The sequence below is a fragment of the Burkholderia sp. b14 genome (genome assembly GCF_900156195.1).
Lineage (GTDB): Bacteria > Pseudomonadota > Gammaproteobacteria > Burkholderiales > Burkholderiaceae > Mycetohabitans.
Genome location: NZ_FTPJ01000003.1, coordinates 1321476 through 1344125, shown reverse-complemented (window position 1 = coordinate 1344125; position 22650 = coordinate 1321476). Strand labels below are relative to the sequence as shown.

General features: G+C 63.7%; 21 protein-coding genes. 8 read left to right on the top strand and 13 right to left on the bottom strand.

Annotation, left to right across the window (positions count from 1 at the left end):
• Positions 1 to 58: 58 nt before the first annotated feature.
• From B0B13_RS10570 to B0B13_RS10555, 4 genes are read right to left on the bottom strand one after another with little or no spacing between them, the layout of a single operon-like run.
• The gene (locus B0B13_RS10570; protein ID WP_235091183.1) at positions 59 to 1339 is read right to left on the bottom strand and encodes a UbiH/UbiF/VisC/COQ6 family ubiquinone biosynthesis hydroxylase; all 1281 of its coding nucleotides are present in this window, start codon (positions 1337 to 1339) and stop codon (positions 59 to 61) included.
• A gap of 39 nt (positions 1340 to 1378) precedes the next feature.
• Positions 1379 to 2944 (bottom strand): aminopeptidase P N-terminal domain-containing protein, encoded by a 1566-nt coding sequence (locus tag B0B13_RS10565; RefSeq protein WP_083703788.1) that lies wholly within the window; start codon positions 2942 to 2944, stop codon positions 1379 to 1381.
• Between the two features lie 60 nt (positions 2945 to 3004).
• Positions 3005 to 3742 carry an N-acetylmuramate alpha-1-phosphate uridylyltransferase MurU gene (gene murU, locus B0B13_RS10560; protein ID WP_237573968.1) on the bottom strand — a complete coding sequence of 246 codons (738 nt, stop codon included), beginning with the start codon at positions 3740 to 3742 and terminating at the stop codon, positions 3005 to 3007.
• Positions 3743 to 3754: 12 nt separating this feature from the next.
• Positions 3755 to 4804 carry an aminoglycoside phosphotransferase family protein gene (locus tag B0B13_RS10555; protein WP_076796268.1) on the bottom strand — a complete coding sequence of 350 codons (1050 nt, stop codon included), beginning with the start codon at positions 4802 to 4804 and terminating at the stop codon, positions 3755 to 3757.
• 170 nt (positions 4805 to 4974) lie between these two features.
• On the opposite strand from B0B13_RS10555, the gene B0B13_RS10550 reads away from it, so the two are divergent.
• The 6 genes from B0B13_RS10550 to B0B13_RS10525 all read left to right on the top strand — a co-directional run bounded on the left by B0B13_RS10550 (position 4975) and on the right by B0B13_RS10525 (position 11668).
• Positions 4975 to 7350, top strand: a complete 2376-nt coding sequence (locus B0B13_RS10550) for an LPS-assembly protein LptD (protein WP_076796266.1) — start codon at positions 4975 to 4977, stop codon at positions 7348 to 7350.
• A 70-nt stretch (positions 7351 to 7420) separates the two neighbouring features.
• Positions 7421 to 8779, top strand: a complete 1359-nt coding sequence (locus tag B0B13_RS10545) for a peptidylprolyl isomerase (protein WP_076786104.1) — start codon at positions 7421 to 7423, stop codon at positions 8777 to 8779.
• A gap of 17 nt (positions 8780 to 8796) precedes the next feature.
• Complete coding sequence (gene pdxA / locus B0B13_RS10540; protein ID WP_237573967.1) at positions 8797 to 9804, top strand: 4-hydroxythreonine-4-phosphate dehydrogenase PdxA; 1008 nt, start codon at positions 8797 to 8799, stop codon at positions 9802 to 9804.
• A gap of 86 nt (positions 9805 to 9890) precedes the next feature.
• Positions 9891 to 10751 (top strand): 16S rRNA (adenine(1518)-N(6)/adenine(1519)-N(6))-dimethyltransferase RsmA, encoded by an 861-nt coding sequence (rsmA, locus tag B0B13_RS10535; protein ID WP_076796260.1) that lies wholly within the window; start codon positions 9891 to 9893, stop codon positions 10749 to 10751.
• Between the two features lie 261 nt (positions 10752 to 11012).
• Positions 11013 to 11282 carry a type II toxin-antitoxin system Phd/YefM family antitoxin gene (locus B0B13_RS10530; protein ID WP_076796258.1) on the top strand — a complete coding sequence of 90 codons (270 nt, stop codon included), beginning with the start codon at positions 11013 to 11015 and terminating at the stop codon, positions 11280 to 11282.
• On the top strand, positions 11279 to 11668 hold the full coding sequence (locus B0B13_RS10525) for a type II toxin-antitoxin system VapC family toxin (protein WP_076786108.1): 390 nt from the start codon (positions 11279 to 11281) through the stop codon (positions 11666 to 11668). Before B0B13_RS10530 ends, B0B13_RS10525 begins: the two co-directional genes overlap by 4 nt.
• 211 nt (positions 11669 to 11879) lie before the next feature.
• Here the strand turns inward: B0B13_RS10525 and gloA are convergent, their stop codons facing one another.
• The 7 genes from gloA to B0B13_RS10490 all read right to left on the bottom strand — a co-directional run bounded on the left by gloA (position 11880) and on the right by B0B13_RS10490 (position 19294).
• On the bottom strand, positions 11880 to 12269 hold the full coding sequence (gene gloA, locus B0B13_RS10520) for a lactoylglutathione lyase (RefSeq protein ID WP_076786109.1): 390 nt from the start codon (positions 12267 to 12269) through the stop codon (positions 11880 to 11882).
• A gap of 138 nt (positions 12270 to 12407) precedes the next feature.
• A complete protein-coding gene (locus B0B13_RS10515; RefSeq protein WP_237573965.1) occupies positions 12408 to 13490 on the bottom strand; it encodes a M48 family metallopeptidase in 1083 nt (360 codons plus the stop codon).
• 59 nt (positions 13491 to 13549) lie between these two features.
• Complete coding sequence (locus B0B13_RS10510) at positions 13550 to 14329, bottom strand: lysophospholipid acyltransferase family protein (protein WP_076796255.1); 780 nt, start codon at positions 14327 to 14329, stop codon at positions 13550 to 13552.
• 42 nt (positions 14330 to 14371) lie between these two features.
• Entirely contained in the window at positions 14372 to 14923 is a 552-nt protein-coding gene (gene gmhB, locus B0B13_RS10505; protein WP_139337063.1) for a D-glycero-beta-D-manno-heptose 1,7-bisphosphate 7-phosphatase, read from the bottom strand.
• A gap of 43 nt (positions 14924 to 14966) precedes the next feature.
• Positions 14967 to 17069, bottom strand: a complete 2103-nt coding sequence (gene glyS, locus B0B13_RS10500) for a glycine--tRNA ligase subunit beta (protein WP_076796252.1) — start codon at positions 17067 to 17069, stop codon at positions 14967 to 14969.
• A gap of 24 nt (positions 17070 to 17093) precedes the next feature.
• Positions 17094 to 18107 carry a glycine--tRNA ligase subunit alpha gene (glyQ, locus tag B0B13_RS10495; RefSeq protein ID WP_076796250.1) on the bottom strand — a complete coding sequence of 338 codons (1014 nt, stop codon included), beginning with the start codon at positions 18105 to 18107 and terminating at the stop codon, positions 17094 to 17096.
• Positions 18108 to 18292: 185 nt separating this feature from the next.
• Positions 18293 to 19294: an AAC(3) family N-acetyltransferase gene (locus B0B13_RS10490; protein ID WP_237573963.1), complete on the bottom strand. Its 1002-nt coding sequence runs from the start codon at positions 19292 to 19294 to the stop codon at positions 18293 to 18295.
• Positions 19295 to 19632: 338 nt separating this feature from the next.
• Between B0B13_RS10490 and B0B13_RS20075 the strand changes: the two genes are divergently transcribed.
• Both B0B13_RS20075 and B0B13_RS19800 read left to right on the top strand, forming a co-directional pair.
• Positions 19633 to 19695, top strand: a complete 63-nt coding sequence (locus B0B13_RS20075) for a FitA-like ribbon-helix-helix domain-containing protein (protein WP_373566393.1) — start codon at positions 19633 to 19635, stop codon at positions 19693 to 19695.
• A gap of 121 nt (positions 19696 to 19816) precedes the next feature.
• Positions 19817 to 20164, top strand: coding sequence for a PIN domain-containing protein (locus tag B0B13_RS19800; protein ID WP_338893456.1), 348 nt, complete (start codon positions 19817 to 19819; stop codon positions 20162 to 20164).
• Here B0B13_RS19800 and lnt read toward each other — a convergent pair.
• Together lnt and B0B13_RS10475 are read right to left on the bottom strand one after the other, a co-directional pair.
• Complete coding sequence (gene lnt / locus B0B13_RS10480) at positions 20059 to 21708, bottom strand: apolipoprotein N-acyltransferase (protein ID WP_076796247.1); 1650 nt, start codon at positions 21706 to 21708, stop codon at positions 20059 to 20061. The genes B0B13_RS19800 and lnt overlap by 106 nt on opposite strands.
• 41 nt (positions 21709 to 21749) lie before the next feature.
• The gene (locus B0B13_RS10475; RefSeq protein ID WP_076786115.1) at positions 21750 to 22640 is read right to left on the bottom strand and encodes a CorC family transporter; all 891 of its coding nucleotides are present in this window, start codon (positions 22638 to 22640) and stop codon (positions 21750 to 21752) included.
• Positions 22641 to 22650 lie beyond the last annotated feature (10 nt).

Genomic DNA, 22650 nt, shown 5'->3' with positions numbered 1-22650 from the left:
AACCCCGAGCGCTTTGAAAGTTTAATGAGCGTCACGGCTGTCATAGGCTTGGCCCCGCTTAGCGCCGTTGCCCGAACATCATCTGCCGCGCGAGCGTTGTCTTGACCGGTGGCACCAGGTCTAGCGCACCGAGCGCCAGGCCGCGCAGCGCCGCCAGCGGCGCGAAGTCGACGGTGAAGGCGCGTGCCAGCGCGTCGGTCGCGGCGATGGTCACGCGCCGGTCCAGCGCGCGGCGTGCGGCGAAGGCACGCAGCGCAGCCGGCTCGGGTCCGTGGTGCGCGAGTGCATCGACCAGCGCGTGCACGTCGCGCAGGCCTAGGTTCAGTCCTTGTCCGGCGACTGGATGTAACGTTTGCGCCGCGTTGCCGATCGATGCAACGCGGCGATCGGTCAACGCGGTCAGCGCATTGAGCCCAAGTGGGAAGGCTGCGCGCGCGCCAACCTTCTCGAAGCGGCCCATTCTGTCGCCGAATGCCCATTGCAACTCGTCCAGCCACTGTGCGTCGGACAGCGGCATGCGCCGTGCGGCCTGTGCCGGATCGCAGCACCAGACCAGCGCATAGTCCGCCTGCCGTGGGCCGCCGAGCGGCAGCAGCGCAAGGGGCCCTTCGCGCGTGAAGCGCTCCCATGCGACGCGCGGTTGTGGCGCGCTCACGCTGACTACGGCCACCAGCGCCGTCTGGCGATAGTCGCGCTGGGCGTGCTGGCCGGCGGCCAACCGCGTCGCCGCGGCTTCGTGATACATCCCGCCCTCCGCGTTGACGACCAGGCGCGTACGCACGACGCGTTGCGGTGCCGCGGCGCTCGCGTCACCATCGGGAACGGAGGGGGCGCCGACCGGCTCGATCGGCAGCGAGACGCCGTGTTCGTCTTGCCGCGGCGCGCGAGCCACGCTCGAGCTGATCCAGTCGCAGCCGGTGGCACGTACCGCTGTGGCTAGCGCATGCACTAGCGCGCCATAGCGCACCACGTAGCCGAGCGCTGGCACGCCGTGCTCGTCGCGCTCGATCACGGTGCGACCGAGGTAACCGCGCTGCGACACGTGGATGCGCTCGATTGGTGTCGCGTCGACCGGCCAGCCAAGCGGCTCGAGCAGCATGCGGCTGCCGTGCGACAATGCGAGCGCCCGCGGGTCGTCCAGCGATGCATCCGGTTCGCGCGCGTCGATCAACGCAACACGTAATGCACGGGTGCCGCCGCGGCGTGCGAGCCAGCCGGCGAGTGCCAGTCCCACTGGCCCAGCGCCGACGATCGCTACGTCATAGTCGTATCGCACTGCGTCGGCGCGTGCATCCGGCGCCGTATCGTGCAGGGGTTGGGCAAGATTCGATTCGATCATGGGGCAGATGTCCGTGGGATTCTGTCGCGCGGCCGCGCGTCACGCGCGCGCCGGTGTATCGCGCATCCAGGCTTCGATATCGTCGGCGTGTACCGGCACCTCTCGGGTCATCAGTTCGCAGCCGTGCGGTGTGACGATGGCGTCATCCTCGATGCGGATTCCGGTGTTCCAGTACGCGCGCGGCACATCCGGTGCGGCACGCACGTACAAGCCGGGTTCGATCGTCAGCGTCATGTTCGCGCGCAAGCGGCGCCACGGACGCGGCACGTCGCGCTCGGCCGTATCGCGCGCCAAGCTTCCAGCGTGCTGGGTATCCAGGGATGTGGCATCCGGGCAGGCGGCGTGCGCGCAGCGGGCATTCGGGCGGGCGGTATTCGGGCAGGCAGTATTCGAGTTCTGGCTGTCCGGGTCGGGATCTGGCTCCTGATAGTCGCCGCAGTCGTGCACGTCCAGACCGATCCAGTGACCGGTGCGATGCATGTAGAAACGCGTATAGGCGCGGCTGGCAATGACATCGTCGAGCGTGCCATGCACGGCCGCATCGAGCAGTTTCAAGTCAAGCATGCCCTGCGCCAGCACACGCACCGCCGCATCGTGCGGCACGTCGAACGGCACGCCGGCGCGTGTCGCGTCGATCGCAGCCTGTTGCGCCGCCAGCACGACATCGTACAGATCACGCTGCGCTGCCGTGAAGCGACCGTTGGCCGGAAACGTGCGGGTGATATCGGACGCGTAGCCGTCCAGTTCGCAACCCGCGTCGATTAGGACCAGGTCGCCGTCTCGCACGAGCGCGTTGCCGGCAGGATAGTGCAGCACGCAAGCGTTAGCGCCTGCCGCGACAATCGAGCCGTATGCCGGCGCCTGCGCACCGTGGCGGCGAAAAGCGTACAGCAATTGCGCTTCAAGTTCGTATTCGCGCACGCCCGGCTTGCATGCCCGCATGGCCTGCAGATGCGCGCGCGCCGAGATCGAAGCGGCCCGGCGCATTGTGTACAGCTCGTGCGCGTCTTTGATCAGACGCATCTCATCGAGCAGGATCGACAGATCGACCTGATGCGCTGGCAAAATGCGGCCGCTGCCGCCTTTGCTTACCTCCCGCCATCGCTGCACGGCCTCGTCTAGCTCCAGCGAGGTGTCGCGTGCGTAATGCAGCGTGTGCGCATTGGCCAGCAGCGCTGGCATCCGAGCGTCGAGTTCATCGACCGAGTAGGCGGCGTCCACGCCGAATAGCTGCTGTGCGCGTTGCGGTCCGTACCGCACCCCGTCCCAAGTTTCGCGCTCGATATCGCGCGGCAGGCAGAACAGCGTCGTGAACGACTGCGCTGCGTCGGCACGGATGACCAGCCAGGCGTGCGGTTCAGTGAACCCGCTCAGGTAGAAGAATGCGCTGTCATGCCGATACGGATACTCGGTGTCGCGGTTGCGGATCGCGATCGGTGCGGTTCGCACGATCGCCACGCCGCCGCCATGCGCGCGCAGTGCATCGATTACCCGCTCGCGGCGGGCGCGATACAGCGCCGGGCCGGCGGGCGGCCCCGGTAGTGCGTCGTCCGCCTTGGGGGGCGGGTCGTCGGCTGGGGTAGGGGAGCGCGTATCCGTTGGCATGTCGCGCTGCGCGACGGGGCTCGTCTTTGGAGTATCCATGGCGCGAGATTGTAGCGCCGGCTACGTGCGGGCCGCGCGTAGCGCACGCTCTAGTGCGTCTAGTTGCGCTGGCGTGCCGACGTTGGCCCATTGTCCGAGGAACAGCTCGTCGCTGGCGCGGCCTGCAGCAATTGTCGCGCGATAGTACGGCGTGAGTGCACATCGCGTGCCGCGCGGCAAGTCGGCGAACATCCGTGTGTCGTACACGCCGATGTTGCCGAACGTGTAGCGCGGCGCGCCGTCCAAACTCAGCGAGGCGCCGTTCAACACGAAGTCGCCGCATGAATGAAAGGGTGGGTTGGGCACCATCACCAGGTGCATGCCCGGCGCGTCGAGCGCGGTCAGCTGTTGTGCTGCCGCACGTAACCGCGTGTAATCGTAGTTGCAGTAGATGTCGCCGCTCACGGCCACGATGAGCGCCGGCGTGCCGCGGTGCTCCAGCAGGGCACGGGCCTGTGCGATGCCGCCGGCCGTTTCCAGCGCATCCGGCGAGTAGCGCAGCGTGACGCCGAAGCGCTGGCCGTTGCCCAGGCGCGTTTTGATCTGTTCGCCCAGCCACCCGTGGTTAATCACGATGGTGGTGAAGCCGGCTGCGGCCAGCCGCTCGATCTGCCACTCAATCAACGCCCGTCCGCCTACCTCGAGCAGCGGCTTCGGACAGGTGTCGCTCAGTGGCCGCATCCGTTCACCGCGCCCGGCGGCAAAGATCATCGCGGTATCCAGCGTCGCATCGATACCTCGCGCTGTGCATTTGAACATCATTCGCCCTGCTTAGAACGTGTAGCCGACTTGCACCGCGCGCCCTTCGAGTTCGTCCAACAGTACGGCGAACGGCGTCAATTCCCGGTAGCGTCGGGCCACCTTGCGCGCATAGTCGATAAAGCGCGGCACGTCGGTGAGGTAGCGCGGCTTGCTGTCCCGGTAGTGGAGGCGGGCGAACAGCCCAATGATCTTGATGTGCCGTTGCAAGCCCATCCATTCGAGTTGCCGGTAGAACTTGCCGAAATCCGCGTCCACCGGCAGGCCGGCCTTGCGCGCCCGCTCCCAGTACCAGGCGAAGCAGTCCAACTCAAACGACTCGTCCCAGCTGACGAACGCATCGCGTAGCAGCGATGCGACGTCATAGGTGAGGGGGCCGTGCACCGCATCCTGAAAGTCCAAGATGCCGGGATTGGGCTCGGCCACCATCAGATTGCGGGGCATGAAGTCGCGCAGCATGAACACCTGGGGTTGCGCGAGCGCGCTGCGCACGAGTGCGGCGAATGTCGTGTCGAGCGTCGCGCGTTGCTTGTCGGTCAGTGTTAAGCCCAGATGCCGCTCGACGTACCATTGCGGCATTAGCTCCATTTCGCGGCGCATGAACGGTTCATCGAACACCGGCAGCACGCCGGGGCGCGACGCCGACTGCCACCGGATCAGCGCGTCCAGTGCGTCGCGCATCAGCGCGCGCGCATTAGCCTCGTTCAACACGTCGATGTAGGTGCTCGTGCCCAGATCGGTCAGCAGCATGAAGCCGCGCTCGACGTCCTGCGCAAACACCTGGGGTGCGTGCAGACCCGTGTCGTGCAGCAGCGCGGCGATCGCGGCGAATTCGCGACACTTTTCCGGCGGTGGCGCGTCCATCGCGATCAACGTGCCGCGTTCGCCGGCCGAGCTTGCCGCGACCCGGAAATAGCGGCGAAAGCCCGCGTCCGAGGAGGCGAGCGTCAGTGTGTCGGGCGCGAGCCCCAGTGCTGCGGGCAGCGAGCCGAGCCAGTCGCGCAGCAAATCCAGCCGGGGATCGGCAATGGCGAAAGAGGGGCTTGCGCAGGTCTGCGTCATGAAAGTTGCGGGGATACGAAAACGTCTTGCCCTATAATACCCCACGACTTTTTTGATGCGACCAGCACCGGCGCGCGGCGCAGGCCCCGAGGCCGGGGCGGGCAGCTTTGCTGCGACGTTACCCGGGCGGCCGCTCATACCGGGGCGGCGTCGCTTCGTCTACTGCATTCATGCCGCCAACACAGCTCGATCGAACGAATTTGCCACCCGCGCCCCATTCGCGACGCGTGCTTCGCCTGACGCACGTCGCCGCCGCATTGCTTGCGGTACCGGGATTCCTGCCAGCGCTTGCGCACGCGCAATTGACCGGTGCAGCCGCACAGCCGACCCGGCTGGATGCGCCGTGGGGACTACGCGTCGCGCCGCAGCTCGAAGAGCATGTGCTGCCCTCAGGCGCGCCGCCGGCAGTGTTCGGGCTGGGCGAGGTGGCTAGCGGCACCGCGGAGCGCAACGCGTCGCTCGAGGGCAGTGCCGAGTTGCGCCGCTACACGTCCGTGATCAAGGCCGATTCGATTCACTACGACGTGGACACCGATCTGGCCGATGCGTTCGGCAATGTGCATATCGTCAACAATGGCAATGCGTTTGCGGGACCGGACGCGCACTTGAAGGTGGGCGCGTCTGAGGGCTATATTACGCGGCCGAAGTACCACTTCAACCTAACCGGTGGCTCCGGTGCTGCCGAGCGGATCGACATAATCGACGATGCGCGCTCGGTCGTGCACCGCGGTACGTATACCGGATGCCCATGCGACAGCGATCCGGCGTGGTACGTGCGGGCCACGCAGTTCAACATGGATACCGACGCCAACTTGGGCGTGGCGCACAATGGCGTATTGTTCTTCCAGCGCGTGCCGATCTTTGCCAGCCCGTGGCTGTCGTTTCCTCTCTCGGGCGGGCGCCAGAGCGGCTTGCTGCCGCCGACCGGCACGATGAGCTCGACCACCGGCTTTGAGATGTCGCTGCCGTATTATTTCAATCTCGCGCCGAACTACGATCTGACGCTTACGCCCCGGATGATGTCGCGGCGTGGCATGTTAATTGCGCCCAGTTTTCGCTACCTATCGCCGACGTACTCGGGCAACCTCACCGTCGAGTACCTGCCGTATGACCGCATCACGCACACCAAGCGCTATGCGGTGTTTTTCAACCACAGCCAGAACTTTGGCAACGGCTTCGGCGGATATATCTACTACAACCGAGTGTCGGACAAGACCTATCCGGAGGATCTCGCGTCGGGCAACTCGTTCCTGCTCGGCACGCAGATGCTGTACCAGCAGGAAATCGGCTTGACTTACAATAGTGGTCCGTGGGCCGCACTGCTGCGCGAGCAGCATTGGCAGACGCTGCCACCATCGACGGCGCCGTATGGCCGCGAACCCCAGTTGAACGTGAAATACAGCCGCTATAACGTCGGCGGCTTGGATTTTGGCGCCGAGGTTGACGCGACCCGCTTTTCGATCACCACGGCCGATGCGACCGAGGGCGCGCGCTTCGTGTTCAACCCGTACGTCTCGTATCCGATCCTGCGCCCTGGTTACTTCTTCACGCCGAAGGTGCAGTGGCATTTCACGTCATACGACCTATCCACGATCGGCGCGGACGCACCCGGCGGCCAGCCCAAGCGTTTCAACGTCAGCGTGCCGACGCTGAGCCTTGACTCCGGCCTGGTGTTTGACCGCAGCCTTCACCTGTTTGGCCAGGACTACATCCAAACGCTGGAACCGCGCCTGTACTATGTGTATACGCCGTACCGGAACCAGCAGTTTGCGCCATTGTTCGATACCGCGGAGGCGGACTTCGGCTTGGCCGAGATTTTCACGGCGAACAGCTTCGTCGGCAATGACCGCATCGCCGATGCAAACCGGCTGACTGCGGCGCTCACGTCACGCTTCATCGACGCGGCATCCGGCGACGAGCGGGCGCGCTTCGTGATCGCGCAGCAGTATTATTTTCGTAACCAGCGCGTGACGTTCACGCCATCGCAACCGACGTCACAGGCCGCGCACTCGGACGTGATCATCGGTTCGTCGTTCAAGCTCGGCGACGGCTTTGCGACCGAACAGGCGTTCCAGTACAACCAGAACAACAATCAGCTGGTGCGCACGAACCTCGGGTTTTCATGGAGCCCGGCCGAGCGTCGCGTGCTGAACGCGGCGTACCGCTATACGCGCTCGAACACGACGCTATCCTACGAGCCGATCAACCAGTTGGTGATCTCCGCGCAGTGGCCGCTTGCGCGACGCCTGTACGGCGTGGGCCGGGTGAATTACGACCTCGTCCGGCACCGCCTGGTCGACGCGTTGGCGGGCTTCGAGTACGATGCGCAATGCTGGTCATTCGGCATCGGGTTGCAGAAATACGCAAACGGCGTCAACAGTTCGAACCAGCCGTCCACCGGGACACGGATGCTCGCGCAACTGCAACTCAAGGGCTTTGCGACGATCGACAATGGACTGGGGCCGCAATTCCGAGCGAGCGTGCCGGGTTACCAGCCGGTGCCGCCGCTGCCTGCACCGCAGGCTCGGTTCACTCACTATCAATGAGACAATGTCGGTGGGTGGCGGACGGTGTCCGGCCCGCGCCGGTTTTTACCTGAACGGAGTAATGGTGGGAATGATGAAGACGATACGCTCGGCACTTCTGCAGTGCGTGCTTGCGCTATCCGCGCTCGGCGCGCTGGCGCCGCTCAACGGTGCGCACGCGCAAGCGTTGCCGTCGCATCAGACCGGACAGGAGGTGGATCGCATTGTCGCGGTCGTGAACAACGACGTGATCACGCGCCGCGAGCTTGACTTGCGTATGGCGCTGATCACACGCCGCTTGCAGCAGCAGAACGCGCCGTTGCCGTCGCCGGACCAGTTGCAGCTGCAGGTGCTGAATCAAATAGTTCTTGAGCGCATCCAGCTGCAGCGGGCCAAGGACGACGGCATCGTGATTGACGATGCGACGCTGCAACGCACGCTGACCCGGCTCGCGCAGGCGAACAACATGTCGCTCGACATGTACCGCGCACGGTTGGAGGCCGAGGGCGTGCCCTGGTCGGTTTTTAGCGCCGATGCGCGCAACGAGTTGCTGCTCTCGAAGCTGCGCGAGAAGGAAGTGGACAGCCGGATCACCGTGTCGGATGCGGAAGTGGCCAACTATATTGCCAGCCAGCGTGGGCCGACGCAGCGCGTGCATCAGGACCTGCGCTTTGAACATATCCTGATCAAGGCCGCGCTGAACGCGCCGCAGACTGAGATCGAGGCCGCGCGGCAAAAGGCATCGGATTTGCTCAAGCGCGCCCTGGCGAACGAGGACTTCGCGCGGCTCGCGAAAGACAACTCACAGGCGCCCGATGCGTCCAACGGCGGCGACCTCGGATTCCGTTCGATGTCGGCGTTGCCCGAAGCGATGACGCAGGCGGCCTCGCAGCTGCGTCCGGGGCAGGTTAATCCAGAGGTGCTGCGCACGCCGGAAGGTTTCGAGATTGTGCGGCTCGTCGATCGCCGGGTGTCCAGCGGCACGGGCAGCGAAGCGCCGAAGCTCGTGCAAACGCATGCGCGACACATCCTGATCCGGATCGGCGAAGGGCAGTCGGAGCCGGCGGCACGGCAAAAGCTGGTTGAACTGCGCGCACAGATCGAGGCAGGTGGCGACTTCGCGAATTTCGCCCGTACCTACTCGCAGGACGGTTCCGCATCGCAGGGAGGAGACCTGGGATGGATCAGCCCGGGCGAGACCGTGCCGGAATTCGAGCGGGCAATGAACAACCTGAAGGATGGCGAAATCAGCCAACCCATCCGGACCGAGTACGGTTATCACCTGGTCCAGGTGATCGGCCGCCGCGAAGCGCAAGGCTCTGTTGCGCAGCAGCAGGAGATCGCGCGGCAGGCGATTGGCCAGCGCAAAGCCGAGCAGGCCTACGCAGACTGGCTGCGGCAGCTGCGTGACAGCTCGTATGTGCAGTACAAGTTGGACGGACCGGCCTGAGCCCCGCGGAGCGGAACGTGACGACACCCGTTCGCATTGCGATCACCACCGGCGAGCCGGCCGGCGTCGGTCCGGAGTTGACCGCGCAAGCATTTGCGCGCGAGGTCGGGCGCTGGCGCGGGGACGCGCACTTCACGGTGCTCGGCGATCGCCGGCTGCTGGCCGAGCGCGCGAAGCAGGCGGGCGTGGATCCTGCCGTGTGGTCGACCGCGGCGGGCGCCGCTGTCGTGCTGCGCGATGTGCCGCTCGGCACGCCGAGTATGGCCGGCGTGCTGGACGCGGCAAACGGCCGCTATGTGCTCGCGCTGTTGGATGCGGCGATTGACGGCGCACTGGACGGCACGTTCGATGCCATTGTCACCGCGCCGCTGCAAAAAAGCACGATCAACGATGCCGGCGTGCCGTTCACCGGCCATACCGAATACCTGGCCGAGCGTACCGGTACGCCACGCGTCGTGATGATGCTGTCCGGCACCGGCGAGCAGCCGCTGCGCGTAGCCCTTGCCACCACGCATCTGGCACTTCGCGACGTGCCCGACGCGTTGAGCATCGACGGGCTGGTCGACACGTTGGCAATTGTCGATCGTGACTTGCGCGCGCGTTTCGGCATCGCGTCGCCGCGTATCCTTGTCGCCGGCCTCAACCCGCATGCGGGCGAGAACGGCTATTTGGGCCGCGAGGAAATTGACGTGATCGCACCGGCATTGCAGCGCGCGCGTGCATCGGGCATCGATGCACGCGGGCCGTATCCGGCCGATACGCTGTTCCAGCCGCGCTACCTGCGCGATGCCGATTGCGTGTTGGCGATGTACCACGACCAGGGCTTGCCGGTGCTCAAGTTCGCCACGTTCGGTGAGGGCATCAACGTCACGTTGGGATTGCCGATCGTGCGCACCTCCGTCGATCATGGCACGGCGCTCGACCTGGCGGGCACCGGCCGCGCCGATTGCGGCAGTTTGATTGCGGCGATCGATACCGCTGTGTCGATGGCTCGCCATCGACGGCACGCGGCGGCAGGCCGTTAACGGCCGCGTATGACCCGCTGAACGCGGCGGCGTGCCGGGCATCGCGCTGGCCGCCGCCATGCATCTGATTCGAAACGAGCTGCTTCATGAGTCATCGTCAGCACCAAGGCCACTTTGCGCGCAAGCGCTTTGGCCAGAATTTCCTTGTCGACACGGGCATGATCGACGCAATCGTGGAGGCGATCCGCCCGCAACCCGCGGACCGACTCGTGGAGATCGGCCCGGGCCTGGGCGCGTTGACCGCGCCGCTACTCGAGCGCGTGCAAACATTGCATGCGCTCGAGCTTGACCGTGACCTAATCGCGCGGCTGCAGCAGCGTTTTGGCAGCCGGCTCGTGTTGCATGCAGGCGACGCGCTGGCGTTCGACTTCGCTTCACTGGCTGATTCGGCGCATATCGGCGCGTCGCTCCGGGTGGTTGGGAATCTGCCGTATAACATCTCGAGTCCGCTGTTGTTCCACCTCGCGTCGTTTGCCGATGACGTGATTGACCAGCACTTCATGCTGCAGAACGAAGTGGTTGAGCGAATGATCGCCGAGCCGGGGAGTAAGGACTACAGCCGCCTGACCGTGATGCTGCAGTATCGATATGCGATCGACAAACTGATCGAGGTGCCGCCTGAGTCGTTCGAGCCGGCGCCGAAGGTGACCTCGGCGGTGGTGCGGATGATTCCGCGCGCCGCCGGCGACGTGCCGCCGGTCGATATCACTCGTCTTGGCGAAGTCGTGACGGCCGCGTTTTCGCAGCGCCGCAAAATGTTGCGCAATACGCTGGCGGCCTATCGGAGTCGAGTCGATTTTGACGCGCTCGGCTTTGATCTTGCGCGTCGTGCCGAGGATGTGCCGGTGCTTGAATACGTCGCGCTGGCGCAGCAGGTTGACGCCGGTGCAGGCTCGATGGGTAGCGTAGGCGCGGGTGGTGCGTTGGATCCTGAATCGACGCGTTAACACGTCTGCCTGCCCGCTTCGTGCGGCGTGCCGTGACGTTCCCATTTCAATCAAACATGGGTCGTGCTGATTAACGAGTAGGGTTAGAAAATGCCGGGCCTCTCGGAGGTCGAGTGCTGCAAACTTACGCTGACATTCAGCACGCAGAGGCTCGCGGCCGGCGTCAGAGTGGGAATGATGCAGCAGCGCATTGCCTTGTCTGGGATTTGGACTTACACTGTTAGCTAATATTTATTAGCTAACTTGGGTGGGAGGGCCGATATGTTGACTGTGAACATGCACGACGCTAAATCGCGGCTGTCGAGTTTGGTTGAACAACTTGAAGTGGGGCAAGAAAGCGAGGTGATCATTGCCCGGCATGGCACGCCCGTCGCACGGTTGGTGCCCTTTACCGCCCCCAAACGGATTGGCGCGGCACAGCATTTACTCGCCGGATTGGGCGTGCCGACTACCGTTGAGGCATTTAACGCGAACGACGATGTCATCGCAGCTGACTTTGAGGCGAGTGCAGGGCAAGGTCTTTTGCCGTGAAAGTGCTACTTGACACGCATATTGCGCTGTGGGCGGCAGAAGGTGCACCGCAGCTGTCTGCCCAAACCATCGAAATCATCGAGAATCCGGCCAATACGCTGCTGGTCAGTGCGGCGGCCATTTGGGAAATTGCAATCAAACACGCGAAGGGCAATCTGCGCATTCATCCGCGTGAAGCGCGCTTGGCGTTCCGTCTAGCGGGCTTCGCGCAGCTACCGATTATCAATGACCATGCAGAGATGGTCGCATTACTACCAACGCATGAAGATCACGCCGATCCGTTTGATCGCCTTATGGTAGCGCAAGCCCTCCACGAGGGGATCGCGCTGTTAAGCGCTGACCCGAAAATGTGGCGCTATCACCCGACGCTCATGCTGCAAGCCTAACGATAGCCAGAATGGGGGTGATTCGCATACATCGTTGTGGGTAAAGCTCAGGAGTTTAGGTTGGGGAGCATCAACGCTACGCGAGGCCGACGACGGCCACGAGCGTCCACTCGGCCACAGGGTGGTGCCGGTTGGGCCCGCCAGTGCCAGCACACGATGGCGAAGGCATCAAACGGCTTGCGGACTAACGCGGCGGTAACAGCCACCTGGATTAAGGACGTTTTTTCTCGATGAACTCGATCTTGTAGCCGTCCGGATCCTCGACGAAGGCGATCACCGTGGTGCCATGCTTCATCGGGCCGGCCTCGCGCGTGACCTTGCCGCCCTTCGCGCGCACCGCGTCGCACGCGTCACGGGCGTTGTCCACGGCAATCGCCAGATGGCCAAAGCCAGTGCCCGGCTCATAGACCGAGGTGTCCCAATTATGGGTCAATTCGATCACCGTATGGTCGTCCTCGTTACCGTAGCCGACGAACGCAAGCGTAAAGCGGCCTTCCGGATAGTCACGCTTGCGTAGCAATTGCATGCCTAGCACGTTCGTGTAGAAGTCCAGCGATCGCTCCAGGTTGCCGACTCGAAGCATTGTATGAAGAAGTCGCATGGTGGGATCCTTGAAATGTCGATGGCGTTGTGGGGAACGCGATAACAGCACCGTACGGCAGGCACGGCGCGATACGGCGAGGATTTTAACCCGCGCAGCACGGCTTTGCGCGATGCGGCCAAACGGCGCCGGTGAGCGTTACAGCGTGGGCAGCAGCTCGGGCGGATGGTTCTTCAACAAGCTGCGCGCCTCACGGAATTCCGGGAAGATCGACGCGACTGTGTTCCAGAAACGCGAGCTATGGTTCATTTCACGCAAATGCGCGAGTTCGTGCGCGACGACATAGTCGACGATCGACAGCGGAAAATGGATCAAGCGCCAGTTTAGCCGGATCTTGCCGTCGCTCGAGCAGCTCCCCCAGCGGGTTGCTGCTGATGATAGTGCGTACGCGCTATGTCGCACGCCGAGGCGTTGCGCATAGAGGTCGAGTCGCTCGCCGAACAGGCGTCGGGCTTCCTGCTGCAGCCAGCCTTGTACGCGATCCTTGATCTGCTGCGCGTGTGCATCCGGCGGCAAGCCCAGCTCGAGCATGGCCCGTTCGGGGTCATGCCGCAACGTGCCGCTTGACGACGTGATAGCGACGGTCAACGGCTTGCCTAGATAGGGCAAGGTCGCGCCATCGGTCCAGACGATCCGCGGCAGTGCGCGTTGTTCCGTGCGTGTTTGCCACTCGGCCAGCTTGGCGAAGATCCAACGCTGCTTGTCGGCGAGCGCCGCTTCGATATCAGCCAGCGTGGCCCAGCGTGGTGCGGTGACGGCCAGTCCGTTGCCGTCGATTGAGAATCCGATAGTGCGTCGCGCGGAACGCTTGAGCCGATAATCGAGCCGGTGCGAGCCAAGGTGCACGCAGCGCAGCCGGTTGCCGTCCGGCAGCTGAGTCTCGTTGCGCGGCGTGGCACCCGTCGGCAGTAATGGCGCTGGCGTCGCGCTTGCCGGGCCGGGGGACGGATGCAACGATGGCAACAGTGCGGCAAGCGGCTCCACCGGCGTTTGCGCCTGCAACGGTGGCAACGAGGGCAACGGCGCCGACGGGGGTTGCATCGATTCGGCACCGGGCCGGGGTAAGCAGGCGCCGCCGGCGGGTGCCGCCGCGCAGGTGGGCTCTGGCCCGGCCGGGACTTCGACGGATAGGCCCGGCAACGCGTTGCCGCTGTCGAACAGCGGCAGGTCGAGTTGACGCGAATCGAGCGCCGCGCGTCGCGGCAGGGGCGCGTGAGCCATAGCTATCGGTTCGACGGGGTGTCGCTGCGCGGGTCGCTGGCTATCGTATCGGAGCGCGCTCAGACCGCCTCGGACGACGACGTGCGTTTGGCATACACCGGCGTTTCGTCCTGCGCAGGATACGCGTGCGGATCGATGCGACGCATCTCGGTTTCAATCCATTCCTCGACGCGCGCCATGACTTCGTCAGCGTTCAGGTTACGGGTGTCGATGGGCTTGCCAATCGACACTGTGACTATACCCGGAAATTTCAGGAAGGAGTTGCGCGGCCACACGTGTCCGGCGTTGTGCGCGATCGGCACCACGGGTACCCCGGCAGCGACCGCGAAGCGCGTGCCGCCAGTCTTATATTTGCCACGCTTGCCCACTGGCACCCGTGTGCCTTCCGGGAACATGATGACCCATGAGCCCTCGGCCATCCGTTCCTTGCCCTGCCGAATCACCGACTTGAACGCGCTGTGTCCCTTGTTGCGATCGATGTGCACCATCTTCAGCATCCCGAGGGCCCAACCAAAAAATGGCACGTACAGCAGCTCGCGCTTGAAGACATAGCACAATGGACGCGGCATGATTGCCGGGAAGGCCAGCGTTTCCCACGCGGACTGGTGCTTGGACAGCAGCACGGCCGGGCCGTCGGGCAGGTTGTCCAGGCCTTCGATGTGCCAACTCGCGCCGACCAGGTGCCGCAGCGTCCACAGCGTCGAGCGGCACCAGCCGACGGCCATCCGATAGCGCCGGTGTGCGTTCAGAAACGGGAAAACAATGAAGCAGGCGCATGCATACGGGATCGTATAGACGATCAGGTAAACGAAGAACAGCGTCGAGCGAATCACGTGCATGATGGTTTGGTACAAAGCTTTGGGCGGTGCGGGTGCGTCAGCTCAGTCGGCCTCGGCGGCAAGGAAGTCGAGCGCAAACGCATGCAAGTCCGAATAGACTGTCGTGCCCGCCGGCAAATGGCCCGCGTCCAGCGTTTTCTGGCCCTTGCCGGTCAGCACCAGGTGACAGCTGAATCCTAGCGCTGCACCGGCTTGTAGGTCGCGCAGCGAATCGCCGACCACCGGCGTGCTGGCGGCATCGATCTCGAAGCGCCGGATGATCTGCGCGAGCAGGCCGGGTTTCGGTTTGCGGCAATCGCAATGGTCGGCGGGCGTATGCGGACAGAAGAAGATGGCATCGACCCGCCCGCCCAGCGCCGTCAGCTTGCGGTGCATCTTCTCGTGTATCTCGTTGAGCGTGGCCATGTCGAACAGGCCGCGACCGATGCCCGACTGGTTGCTCGCGATTACGACGCGGTAGCCCGCCTGGTTCAGCCGCGCGATCGCCTCGAGGCTGCCCGGGATCGGGATCCACTCGTCGGGTGACTTGATGAACGCGTCGGAGTCCTGGTTGACGACGCCGTCACGATCGAGGATCACGAGTTTCTTTTGCATCGTCAATTCACGCTGTTTGCCGGGAAAGAGAATCGGCCGTCACTCATGCTGCGAGCTTCGAGATATCGGCCACGCAATTCATCTGCTCGTGCAGCCGCGCCAACAAGCCCAGCCGGTTCGCCCGCAATGCAGCATCGTCGGCGTTGACCATGACGTCGTTGAAGAATGTATCGACCGCGTCGCGCAACGAGGCGAGCGCTGACAGCGCGCCTGTGTAGTCGCGTGAGTTAAGCCGGCCCTGCACGGTCGGCGTGACGTTGTGCAACTGCTCAAACAGCGCGCGTTCCGCCGGTTCCACCAACAGCTTTGTCTCGATGTGCTGGGCCGCGCCGTCGGATTTCTTCAGGATGTTTGTGATCCGCTTGTTGGCCGCTGCCAGCGATGCTGCCTCGGGCAACGCGGCAAATTCACGTACCGCATCGAGTCGGCCGGTGATGTCGTCAATGCGGGTCGGATTCTGGCTCAGTACCGCGTCCACCTCGTTCGCGTCGTAGCCGCGCTCGCGCAACAAACCGCGTAGCCGGTCGATGAAGAAGCCGTACAACGCGCTGGTGGGGTCGGCTACCTGCGGCTGGGACGCAAATTGCGCGTACGCATGCCGCAACAAGTCCATCAGATCCAGCGGCAGCCGCTTTTCGAGCACGATGCGCAGCACGCCGAGCGCGTGTCGGCGCAGCGCGAACGGGTCCTTCTCGCCGGTCGGCTGCAGGCCGATGCCCCAGATGCCCACCAGCGTCTCGAGCTTATCGGCGAGCGCGACCGCGGTGCTAATCGCGGTGGACGGTAGCTCGTCGCCAGCAAAGCGCGGTCGGTAGTGCTCCGAGCATGCCAGCGCGACATCGTCGGGTTCGCCGTCGTGGCGCGCGTAGTAGGCGCCCATCGTGCCTTGCAATTCTGGGAACTCGCCTACCATGTCGGTGAGCAGGTCCGCCTTAGCCAGCCGCGCGGCGCGCGCTGCCCGCTGCGCATCGACGCCGACGCCGGGCGCGATCACCGCCGCCAGCGCCTCGAGTCGCTCGACGCGCTGCAATTGGGAGCCCAGCTTGTTGTGGTACACGACATTGGCCAGCAGCGGCACGCGTTGCTCGAGCGTCTTTTTCTGGTCCTGTTCGAAGAAGAACTTCGCGTCGGCCAGCCGTGGACGCACGACGCGCTCGTTGCCCAGCACGATTTGCTGCGGCGTGTGGGTCTGCACGTTCGACACGATCAGGAAGCGTGACCGCAACTTGCCGCTGGCGTCGGTCAGCGCGAAATACTTCTGGTTCGTCTGCATCGTTAGGATCAAGCATTCCTGCGGCACCTGCAGGAATGCGTCATCGAAACGGCATTCGTAGACGATCGGCCATTCGACCAGCGCATTGACTTCGTCGAGCAGCGCCTCGGGCATCAGTACGTGGTCCGCGCCTGCATGCTCGAGCAATTGCGCGCGGATTGCCTCCTTGCGTGCCCGCATGCTGGCGATGACCTTGCCGCGCTGCTCAAGCGTGCGCGCATAGTCGTCTGCATGCAAGATCGCGACGCGACCCTCGGACAGAAACCGGTGGCCGAGCGTGACCGCGTCCGCATCCAATCCGAGCGCCGTGACTGGCACGATACGGTTCGCGTGCAGCGCAAGAAGCCGGTGCGCCGGGCGCACGAACTGCACGCTCGTGCCGTCCGGCCGCTGATACGTCATGACCTTCGGGATCGGCAGTTTGGCGAGGGTTTCGTCTAGTGCGGCCTGCAGACCATCTTCCAATGTCACGCCCGGTGCGGCGTAATTCAGGAAGAACGCTTCGGTCTTGCCGTCCATCGCGCGCTCCAGTCGCGTGAGCGGCATGTCCGGAAAGCCCAGCGCGGCGAGCTTTTTGGCTAGCGGCGCGCTGGGCTGCCCGTTGGCGTTGAGTGCCACGGAAACGGGAAGTACTTTTTCGCGCACCTGGCGCTGCGGCGCCACGGCGCGCACGTTGCGGATCGCGACCGCCAGCCGACGCGGCGTGCCGAACGGCTCGAATGAAGGCGAGCCGCCGTCAGCGACGTCGATCAGGTCGCGCGCGGCGAGTCGTTCGACCAAACCGTTAGCAAAGGCATTGGACAAGCGGGCGAGCGCCTTCGGCGGTAGCTCTTCGGTCAGCAGTTCGACGAGCAGGGTGGATGGTTGACTCATTGGGATGGCTTCTCTTCTGTCGTCTCAGGCGTCGTCTTCGAGCTTGCGCTCGACCTTCAGCGGCGGCACCCAATCGGGGCGGGCGGCCTCTTGCTGAGCGGTGACGGTGCCGCGCGCATGCGCGCCGGTCACCTCGCCCAGCATCGGAAAGCCGAGTGCCTCCCGCGAATCGTAGTACGCCTGCGCAATCAGCCGCGACAGCGCACGAATGCGGCCAATGTACGCGGCGCGCTCAGTCACGGAGATCGCCCCGCGAGCATCGAGCAGATTGAACGTATGCGCGGCCTTCAGGATCAACTCGTAGGCCGGCAGCGCAAGTCGTTGCTCGATAATGCGCCGGGCCTCGCTCTCATACGCGTTGAAGAACGTGAACAGCAGCTCGGCATTTGATTGCTCAAAGTTGTATGTCGACTGCTCGACCTCGTTCTGGTGAAATACGTCGCCGTAGGTTAGCTGGCGCAGCACCTTGCCGGCCGGGCCATCCTCTTCCCATTCGGTCCATACCAGATCAAACACGTTCTCGACCTGCTGGAGATACATGGCCAGGCGCTCGATGCCGTACGTGATCTCGCCGAGCACCGGCTTGCAATCGAGCCCGCCGACTTGCTGGAAGTACGTGAACTGCGTGATCTCCATGCCGTTGAGCCACACTTCCCACCCTAGGCCCCAAGCGCCCAGCGTCGGGTTCTCCCAGTCATCTTCGACAAAGCGCACATCGTTTTGCTTCAGATCTAGTCCGAGCGCTTGCAGCGAGCCCAAGTACAGGTCCAAGATATTCTCTGGCGCTGGCTTGAGGACGACCTGATACTGGTAGTAGTGCTGCATCCGGTTGGGATTTTCACCGTAGCGGCCATCCTTGGGACGCCGCGACGGCTGCACATAGGCAGCACGCCACGGCTCGGGACCAATCGCGCGCAGAAACGTTGCGGTGTGCGACGTGCCGGCGCCGACTTCCATGTCGTACGGTTGCAGGAGCGCGCAGCCCTGTTTGTCCCAGTAGGACTGCAGGGTCAGGATGATTTGCTGGAACGTGAGCATGAAATGCCTTTCAGGCGAAGCGTCTGGACGTGCGCACCGGCACACGCCGCCGCCCCGGGGGCAAGAAAATTGCTAAAGGGGGAGATTTTAGCGGAAAAGGGCGCGGGACCGATCGCTTTGCCGCGTACCGGGGTCGCCCACGCCTGCGGGCGCCCCCACGGCGCGGGACAGGGCACGTAGGCCGATTAGGCAGGAGGGAGCTGGCCTCTCCAAGTGTGGATCGCAAAGTCGACCGCCTCACGACCAGAGAAGAGCATGCTGCGTGCATTCCCCACGCTGAACGTCTTGATTGCCCCGCGGTCTTTCATCGCGCGGCCCACCGGTAGGAAGTGCTCGGAGTCAAGGAGGGCAGGGGCCTCGTAGACTGCCCATCGCCTGATACCGTTCTCGAGGATCGGCGAGCCTTCCCGCGTTTTCGGCCTGTTCGGCCACGCCCGTTGTTCCGCTAGGTGGAGCATCGTACAAACGTCGAAGTCTACGCCCAGAAGGAGAACGAAGGCGTCTGCGTCGTAGAGCTTGGCCAATGGTGACCTTTCACCAAGCGGGCTCTCGAGCGCATGGTCGGCTGTGATCTGATCGGCTCGCGGCCCAATTGCAGCAAACGAGCAGGTAGGGTGCAGGCTGCGGCGGGCGCCGGGCCAAGTACGAAATAGTTCAGCCACGGCGCCCATGTTGCGAGTCGGGGTGGTCGCCGGATCGTACGCCGGCATTTCTTCGCGAAGGGTCTCGACCCAGCTGGATGGCACAGGCGGCGCTTCCCATTCTGCGGGATCGGTCAAATGAGCAGTGTGGGTTGGCATGACCAGCGTCCCGTTAGGCCCGACGCAGTCCATTAGCGCTTGAATGACGGCCACGGCTCCTCCGGCGACCCACCCAAGCGAGCTGAGGGACGAATGCACGAGGATTGTGCTACCTGCCGTCACGCCACCTTCCGCGAGCTGCCGGGCAAGACTCGATCGGGTCCGCGGCACAGGGGTTTTTAGGATGAGGTTATGTTCGGTCATCACGGAATTTGTCAATCGAGGCGCGTCCTGGAGCACAGGCTGTTGGCTAAGGGGTTCATGCGTATCCGGCCTGGACTGCGCGCGTACTTGAGACATCAGCGCACCCAACGGCAACGCGAGTACGCCCTTGAAGACAGATGACGTGAACGCGCGGCGGCAACCGCAAAAGAAAGGTCGTTTCATGCTCGGCTCCTGTGTGGTTGATCGTTCAACGGCACGACAATCTTATCTTGTCACGATACTTGACCCCAAATATCGCGCGCGCTGTTGCAAGACTTGTTCTAGCTCATGCCAGTGCATGGGGCTGTGCCGGCTCCACTGTGTCATCGGCGTCTGAGACTCAGCTTCTGCATCGCGCCTACCCACCGTTCCATTTTTGTTTCCCGAAAAGAATAGGCTTTTGCAAAAGGTGGTGGGTGGTTGCCGTGCGTTAGAACGTAACCAAACTAGTCGGCGGCGGGTCGACGAAAACGTCCTGCTACGCCGATTTTGATGACTCAGACGACGCGCTCAAAGCGCAACTGCGCATTGAAGCTGCCCAGCACGGCCGCTCGATGGAGGAGGAGGTACGCGCCAAGCACTGATGCTGCCCAGTCCGCAAGGCGGGCTGGGCCGCCGGAACCACCATCGTTTTGCGGCGTTATCCGAACCTGAACTGGAATTCCCACCGCGCACAGAAAGGGCCCGGCCGGCCGCACTGCCTGAATGAGCGTCCTTGACACCCATGTCCTGTCGGAGCTGATACGCGCGCAGCCCGACGCAGGGGGGCTGGCCTGGCTGGATCGCCAAGCGTCACATGCGCTGTTGCTTACCGCGGTGACGGTGGCGCAATTGCAGTACGGCATCGAACGCTTGCCCGAAGGGCGACGCAAAAGAGCTTTGCGTGACGCGGCGCGGGCAATGCTGGAGCAGGACTTCCAACAACGCCGCGGGGAGAAGCGGCGTGCCTATTTGCATGGGCGGCCAGCGCGGGCGCCGCGTCCCATCCCAAACCCGATCGCCAACCCGACCAGCGATATGACCAATATGGTGATATTGCCGGCTATGATGTAGGGCGTCATGCCACTGCGGCCTTGCACGCGTACGTCAAGGGCGCCCACTGTGAAGCGGCGCAATTGGGTCTTGACCGAGCCGTCTGCATCGATCATCGCGGTGGCACCCGTGTTGGTGGCGCGCAGCATCGGCCGCCCGGTCTCGAGCGCGCGCATCCGTGCCATCTGCAGGTGCTGATCCAGGGCAATCGTATTGCCAAACCAGCCGAGGTTCGTCGAGTTGACCAGCACGCTGGCGGGTTGCGGCTGGCTGCGCAGCGTGCGGGCGATCTCTTCGCCGAAAATGTCCTCGTAGCAGATATTCGGCGCGATTGACTGCCCATGCACGACGAACGGTGGCTGTATTGAGCCGCCGCGCGAGAAGTCGCCCAATGGCATCTTCATCATGTCGACGAACCACCGGAAGCCCCACGGGATGAACTCGCCGAATGGCACCAAGTGATGCTTGTCGTACCGGTATAGGCCCGACGATTCCGGCGTGATCCCGTACAGTGCGTTGGTCAAATTCTTCGGCCCGTTTTCGGTCATTGTTGTGCCGACCGTACCGAACAGGACCGATGTGTGTGTGGCGTCCACGAAGCGCCGTACCGCCGTGCCGAACTCGGGCGGCGCTTCATACAGTGGCAATGGGATTGCAGTTTCGGGCGTTACGACCAGATCGGCCGGCTTTTCCGTGATGAGCTGCTGGTACAGTGTAATGGCGTGATGGATGCCGACCGGATCGAATTTCATGCTCTGCCCGACGTTGCCTTGAAGCAGGCGTACTGACAATGTGGGCCCGCTCGGCTGAGTCCACGTCACGCGCGCGAGCAGCATGCCGCAAACGAGCAGCCCTGAAGCAACGGCGACGGGCACGAGCCACGTGACCATACTGCGCGCCCCACCAATACGCATGGCTGCCTGTATGATCAACGCGCCGACGAGCGCGAGGATCCAGCCCACCCCGTAGACGCCGACGAGCGGCGCGAAACCGGCTAGTGGTCCGTCAATTTGCGCGTATCCGCTTGCGAGCCACGGAAAGCCAGTGAAGACGGTCCCGCGCAACCATTCGCCCAACGTCCACGCGCAGGCGAACGCCACGCTCGCATGCCAACTGGGCGTCAACGTCGCGCATTGCCCGCGCGGTGCGCGACATAAATGCCATAGTCCGGCCGAAAACGCCGGATAAAGGGCCAGATAGAGCGAGAACAGCACGACGGCGGCACCGGCCATGAGCGCGGGCATGTAGCCATAGAAATGCATGCTCACATATAACCACCACACCCCGCTGACGAATTGACCGAAACCGAATGCGCCACCGGTGAGCAACGCGCCGCGCAGCGTGCGGGTGCGCGAAACGAGCCAGAACGCACAGGCGAAGATCGCTACCTCAAGCCAGCCGCCGTGTGGCGTGGGCGCGAACGCAAGCGTATTCAGCGCGCCGATTGTGCCTGCCAGCGTCAAATGCAGTACCGCCGCACGACGGCTGCGCGACGCGTGTTGCAATGGCGGGAAGCCAGGTGAGGCAGCGCGCGGCGCGGGATCGGCGATCGGCTTATCGACCATCTGTCGGTATAGGAAAGACGTGCGTGGGGGTTGCCCTGAGTTTAATGATCATCGCGGTCGCGGGCCGCGAGCGCGCCGGCTGGCACGTGCTTAGCAAGCAGCATATGGACCTGTCGCGCGTCGCCACGCAGAATTTCAAACACGAAGTCGTCGATGCGCACTTTTTCGCCACGGTGCGGCACGCGGCCGAAGCGGTGCGTGACCAAGCCGCCGATCGTGTCGACCTCGTCATCGCAGTAGTGCGTGCCGAACGTCTCATTGAACTGCTCGATCTCGGTCAGCGCACGTACCCGGTAGCGGCCGTCCGGCGTCGCGATGATGTTGCCTTCCTCTTCGTCAAAGTCATATTCGTCCTCGATGTCACCGACGATCTGCTCGAGTACGTCTTCAATGGTGATCAATCCGGCGACACCGCCGTATTCGTCTACGACGATCGCAATATGGTTGTGGTTCGCGCGAAAGTCGTGCAACAGCACGTTCAGGCGCTTGGACTCGGGAATGAACACGGCGGGGCGCAACATGCCGCGCACGTCGAATTCCTCTTCCGCGTAGTAGCGCAGCAGGTCCTTCGCGAGCAGGATGCCGATCACGTTGTCGCGATTGCCATCGTACACCGGGTAGCGCGAGTGCGCTTTCTCCAGCACGAATGGAATAAACTGATCGGGGCTGTCGGCGATGTTGATCGCATCCATCTGCGCCCGGGGCACCATGATGTCGCGGGCGCACAGGTCAGCGACCTGGAACACGCCCTCGATCATCGATAGCGAGTCGGCGTCGATCAGGTTGCGTGCGTGTGCGTCCTGCAGGATTTCGAGCAACTCCGCACGGGATTCCGGCTCGGGCGAGATGAGATCGGTCAAGCGCTCCAGCAGCGAGCGCGGTTTGTCTGGATGTTTCGAGTGACTTTTCCGACTGGGATACGGGTCGTTCATTTTCAAGCGT